The sequence below is a fragment of the Gemmatimonadota bacterium genome (genome assembly GCA_009835325.1).
Lineage (GTDB): Bacteria > JAAXHH01 > JAAXHH01 > JAAXHH01 > JAAXHH01 > JAAXHH01.
The window spans coordinates 1-5,281 of record VXWP01000020.1 but is presented as its reverse complement, the minus strand read 5'-3'; the positions used below and the strand labels follow the sequence as shown (position 1 = coordinate 5,281).

Below are 5,281 nucleotides of genomic sequence, written 5' to 3'. Positions count from 1 at the left end.
CAATACGATTCGTAATAGAATAAATCATAACGTCGTACTGCCAGGAAGCAAGTCGATTACGCTGAGAAACCTGGTGCTCGCGTCGCTGGCCGAGGGAACGACCGAGATCGACGGTCCCTGCGACTGCGACGACACCCGGGAAATGGTGGAATGCCTGGGTGAACTCGGGATTGATATCCAGGCGAGTGACGACTATCGACGGTTGAAGGTGGAAGGAAGAGGAGGGCGGTTCGCAGAAGGACCTGTAATCCTTAAACTCGGACTCAGCGGTACTTCCGCCCGTTTCCTGATCGCCCTGTCGGCCCTGAGGACGGACGAGACCCGACTGGCCGGACGGGGCAGCCTGAACGAAAGGCCGAATTCCCCCCTGCTCGACGCTTTGGAGCAAATGGGAGGAGAAACCAAGTCCTCCCATGGCGGTTGCCTACCTGTTTCCATTCGAGGACCTGGTACATCCAGCAGTACGGTCCGGATGAAAGGCGATGTATCCAGCCAGTTCTTCTCCGCCCTGCTGCAGATCGCACCGGTACTGCCCGACGGCCTTGAGATTCAAGTCGAAGGCGAACTCGTCAGCAGGCCTTACATCGACATTACGCTGAACGAAATGCGGACGTTCGGTGTGGACGTGGAGAACGACAACTACCGCCTGTTCAGGGTCGCCCCTCAGCAGTATCGTTCGGGACCCCGGTCGGTGGAAGGCGATGCTTCCGCCGGTTCCTATTTCGCGGCGCTCGCCCTGATTCATGGTGGGAAGGTGGTCATTGCGAACCTCGGATCCGAATCCAGGCAAGGGGATATCCGCTTCCTGTCCATCTGCGAAAGCCTGGGCGCCCATGTTCAAATGGACGAGAAAAAGACGGTCGTTGAAGGACCGGAGGATGGCTGCGTACGGCCGGCGATGGGAGAACTCGACTGCGGGGATATTCCGGACGCCGCACTGACCCTGATCGCCCTGTCACCGTTGATTCCGGGTACGACCCGGATAACGGGGATCGGCACGTTGAAGCAGAAGGAGTGCGACCGGATCGATTGCCCCGCGGCGGAGTTGCGTAAGATCGGCGTGGCAGTGAAGACGGGTCCGGATTTCATCGAAGTTGGGGAACTGCCGCCAGGCGCTTTGAACGCCACCGAAGATGCCGACATCGAAACCTATCGCGACCACCGCATGGCCATGAGTTTCGCCGTGTTGGGCACCCGCCTGGGGAACCTTAATATCCTCGATCCGGAGGTGGTGGGGAAGACCTATCCGCGCTTCTGGGAGGACCTGGCGCGGATTCGGTAGCCCAGCAGTATACTCTCCCTGAATCTCCGCCGTCAGCGCTCGGGTCCCTCCCTTACCGCCGTATATACAGATCCGTAATCGTGGAGTTGTCGATGAAGAAGGGTTCCTGGCCCGTGGAGTCCTTTTTCCAGCCCGCCAGCCAGGGTTTGCGGAGCTGCAGGAAGTAGTCGTGGTAGAGGAAGACGCCGCCTACGTCCTCCACCAGGATCCGTTCCGCCTCGTTGTACATCTCGAACCGTCGTTCCTCGTTGGTCTCCCTTGCCGCGTCGTCGACCAGCCGGTCGAACTCCTCGTTCATCCAATCGTGGCGTCCCGCGCCCACGGGCTGGGAGTGCCAGACCATGCCGAGGAGATTATGGGGATCGGGGAAATCGTACTGGAAGGGGATCAGGCTGAGGTCGATCCGGTACTGGGCCATAGCCTCGCTGTAGACCCGGGGCTCCATGTTCCGCACGCCCACCCTGAGGCCCAGGTTGTTGGACAGCATGCCCGATATCGCTTCGGCCGCCATGATGCGGTTGGGATCGTTGCGAAGCCAGATGTCCACGGAGGGAAAGCCCCGGCCGCCCTGATATCCGGCCTCGGCCAGGAGACTGCGCGCCAGTTCGGGATCGTACCGCTGGACGTCTTTGAGTTCGTCGCCCGAGTAACCCGGAAAGCCCGGCGGCAGCATGGTGTACGCGGGCAGGGCCGTACCCCGGAGCACGATGTTGCACAGGGCGTCACGATCTATGGCGTGGCTGATGGCCTTTCGGACCCGGTGGTCGCTGAACACGCCTTCGCGCGTTCGGAAGAACAGGTAGAGCGCGTTGAAGTCCATGTACTTGTGCAACTGCCCGCTCAGCACCGGGTCCCCCTCGATCCGGCTGAGGTCGCGCACGTCGATCTGCACCAGGTCCAGCTCGTCGTTCTCGTAGGAAAGCAGTCCGGTGCTAATCCGGCTTCTGAACATGGAATGGATCTCGGACAAATACCCCTTGATCGGGCCGTTGTAGTAGGGATCGAGGGACAGGGTAAGGCGCTCGCCGATGCGCCAGTTCTCCACCTTGTAGGACGAATTGCTGACGACGTTCTCGTCCGACGCCCAGCGGGGGCCGAACCGCTCGACCTGCCAACGGGGGACCGGGATCGAGGTGAAGAAGGCGGCGATCATGGGCAGGTACGGGCAGGGCCCGTCGGTTTCGATCACGAGGGTCATATCGTCCACCGCGTATACGCCGACCGCGTTCGGGTCGTCGGTCTGCCCGGTATTGAACGCCCGCGCGCCCTTGATGTTGTAGTAGAAGAAGGCGTAGCCACTGCCCGACGCGGGATCCAGCATGCGCTTGTAGCTATATTCAAAGTCGTGGGCGGTGACCGGTCGGCCGTCGCTCCACCGAGCGCCGGGTCGCATGTGGAAGGTCCACTTCGTCTGGTCCTCGTTGGCCGTCCAACGGGTAGCCGCGCCCGGGATCACGCGATTGTTGTGGTCCAGCATGGTAAGGCGTTCGAAGAGGAAGACGATGCCGCCCACCTCGTAGATGGCCACGCCGATGTCCAGGTTGGTCGGTTCGTCATTCAGAAAGCGGAAAATCTGCCGATCGAGCGGCGCCGCGTCCGCGGGCATGACTCGACCGACTGCGTTGCGCACCTGGGCATCCGGGATTCCGGTGTATACCACGATTCCGAGCATAGCAAGGGCCAGCCCTGTGGTCAAAAGGACTGCGGGTCTCATTGAGATATTCCTCGCGTCAGGACCGCTCCGGCCGTTCCAGGTTCAGCCAGGCCATCTCTTCGGCCGTCAGCTTCGTGTCAAGGGCCTGCAGGTTGGCCCGGATCTCATCGCCGTTTCGGGCGCCCACCAGGGCGAAGATGTTGAGCGGCTGGCTGAGTACGTAAGCCAGGGCGACCTGGGGTATGGACAGGCCCTTTTCGTTCGCCAGTTCTTCGACCCGGTCCAGCCGGTCGAAGTTGTCGTCCGTACAATAGGCCCGAACGGAACTTTCGTCGAAGAGGCCCTGCTCGGCCAGCGTTTCGTAATTGTCGCGGCTTACCCGGCCGGAAAAGAACCCGCTGGCGATGCTGGACCAGGTAAACAGCGGCATCTGGTTTTCCTGGTACCACGACCGCGCGTCGGCTCCGTCCTTCCCACTGATGCTGATACATCCCCGCCACGGCGGTTCGGCCTGTTCGGCCAGGCTGAAGTTCGGGCTGCTCACGGTGAAGGGCTGCTGTCCGCTGGTGGCGGCGTACAGGTTCGCCCTTTCGATGCGGTCGTGGGTCCAGTTGGATCCGCCGATCACGCCCAGGTTGCCCGCACTGATGTACTGATTGAGCGTATCCATAATCGGAGCAACGGGAACCCTTACGTCATCGCGATGCAGGAGGTAGAGATCCACGTAGTCCGTGTTCAGGCGGGCCAGGGAGTCGTGCAGGTCCGATGAGATATCGTAGGGCGTCACGCGGGCTCGGTCGGCATTCATGTGGCAGCACTTGGTGAGAATGACGATTTCCCGACGCAGGCCTCGGTCTTCGATCCACCGGCCCAGTACGCGCTCGCATTCGCCGCCGCCGTACAGATGGGCGCTGTCGAAGGTATTGATCCCGGCGTCGTACACCTGGTCCAACAGGTCGAAGCTGTATTCCTCTTCGGCGAAACTCAGCATGATCGTGCCCTGCACCAGGCGCGATACGGGCTTGTCGACATTCGCAATGTTGCCGAACTCCATGGGTGCTCCTTGCAACTCGTTAAATTCGGTGATTACGAAAACACGGGTTGATGTAGGTTGGTCTGGTCCGGGCTGGGTTGGTCCCGGCTATAGATTTTTCCGGAACCATCATTCCATCGGATACTTCAACCCGATCTCGTTCCGGACGGCGTCCAGCGTCCTCATGATGGCCAGGGTCTCGTCCAGCGGGAGCGCGGGCGTCTCGAGCAGTCCTTCCCGGAGGCAACGCCCCGCTTCCTCGATCTCGTACTTGAATCCGTTCTCCACGCGCGGTGGCTCCACCGTTACCGGTTCCTCGCCGTCGGTATTCAGCGTTGCGGTATAGGTGTCATAGAACGCTGATGGGATTCGTATATTGCCCCGAGTCCCGTGGATGGACACAGCGCCGGGCGTGTTGGTCCGAACCGCACACGTCAGCGCGGACATGGAGCCCGAGTCATAGCGAAAGGCCATGGTGGTCTGCTCATCGACCCCGGTCGTGCCGATTTCCGCCAGCGCGGCCACCCGGTTCGGCTGTTGCCCGTAGACCATGGAAGCCATAGATACAATGTATACACCGATGTCCAGGAGCGCCCCCCCACCCAGTTCGGGATTCAGCAGGCGGCCCTCCGGGTTGAAATCCGCGCGGAATCCGAAGTCGGCCATCATGTTGCGCACTTCGCCAATGGCACCATCGGCGAGCCATCGGCGTACCTGCACGATGGCGGGCAGGAACCGCGTCCACATGGCTTCCATGAGGAAAAGACCCCGCTGCCGTGCGCACCGGATCATGGCTTCCGCTTCCGATGCGTTGAGGGCGAAGGGTTTCTCACAGAGCACGGGCTTGTCCGCGTTCAGGCACAGCAGCGTGTCCCGGCAGTGCATGGGATGGGGGGAAGACACGTAGATCGCGTCGATCTCCGGGTCTTCCGCCAGGGACGCGTAGGACGGGTGTCTTCGGGGTACTTCGAACTCGTCGCCGAAGGTGTCTGCCGTCCCCTGTGCACGGGAACCGACGGCTGACAGCTCGGCATCTGGCACCACCGCGAGCGCTTCGGCGAACTTGTGGGCGATCTTCCCGGTTCCAAGAATGCCCCATCGTATGGTTTCAGGCATGTTTGCTCCATGTGTCGGGTGACGACGCCCCGTGATGTGTTACCCTGGCCGACCTGCTCGGGTCGACCGACCACCAATCGACGCAGCATTCGATGAAACCGATCGTCATCCATCAGTCCAGGGGTTGACGACTTTAACACCGGTATTGCGGAACTCACTTGCGTTTCTTGTGACAATGGTGAGACCGCGTCGGGCC

General features: G+C 61.2%; 4 protein-coding genes. 1 reads left to right on the top strand and 3 read right to left on the bottom strand.

Annotated elements, in window-relative coordinates:
* The coding region (aroA, locus tag F4Z81_02175) for a 3-phosphoshikimate 1-carboxyvinyltransferase (protein MXW03854.1) at window positions 1-1,282 on the top strand (1,282 nt) is incomplete at its 5' end.
* 52 nt (window positions 1,283-1,334) lie between these two features.
* On the opposite strand, the gene F4Z81_02170 is transcribed toward aroA, so the two are convergent.
* The 3 genes from F4Z81_02170 to F4Z81_02160 all read right to left on the bottom strand — a co-directional run bounded on the left by F4Z81_02170 (window position 1,335) and on the right by F4Z81_02160 (window position 5,085).
* Complete coding sequence (locus F4Z81_02170; protein ID MXW03853.1) at window positions 1,335-2,996, bottom strand: peptide ABC transporter substrate-binding protein; 1,662 nt, start codon at window positions 2,994-2,996, stop codon at window positions 1,335-1,337.
* Between the two features lie 16 nt (window positions 2,997-3,012).
* Window positions 3,013-3,990, bottom strand: a complete 978-nt coding sequence (locus F4Z81_02165; GenBank protein MXW03852.1) for an aldo/keto reductase — start codon at window positions 3,988-3,990, stop codon at window positions 3,013-3,015.
* A 108-nt stretch (window positions 3,991-4,098) separates the two neighbouring features.
* Window positions 4,099-5,085 (bottom strand): Gfo/Idh/MocA family oxidoreductase, encoded by a 987-nt coding sequence (locus F4Z81_02160; protein MXW03851.1) that lies wholly within the window; start codon window positions 5,083-5,085, stop codon window positions 4,099-4,101.
* Window positions 5,086-5,281 lie beyond the last annotated feature (196 nt).

Bases quoted from the DNA above. Each gene is read 5' to 3' on its own strand.
- F4Z81_02170 (MXW03853.1), bottom strand. From the start codon at position 2,996: ATGAGACCCGCAGTCCTTTTGACCACAGGGCTGGCCCTTGCTATGCTC.
- F4Z81_02165 (MXW03852.1), bottom strand. From the start codon at position 3,990: ATGGAGTTCGGCAACATTGCGAATGTCGACAAGCCCGTATCGCGCCTG.
- F4Z81_02160 (MXW03851.1), bottom strand. From the start codon at position 5,085: ATGCCTGAAACCATACGATGGGGCATTCTTGGAACCGGGAAGATCGCC.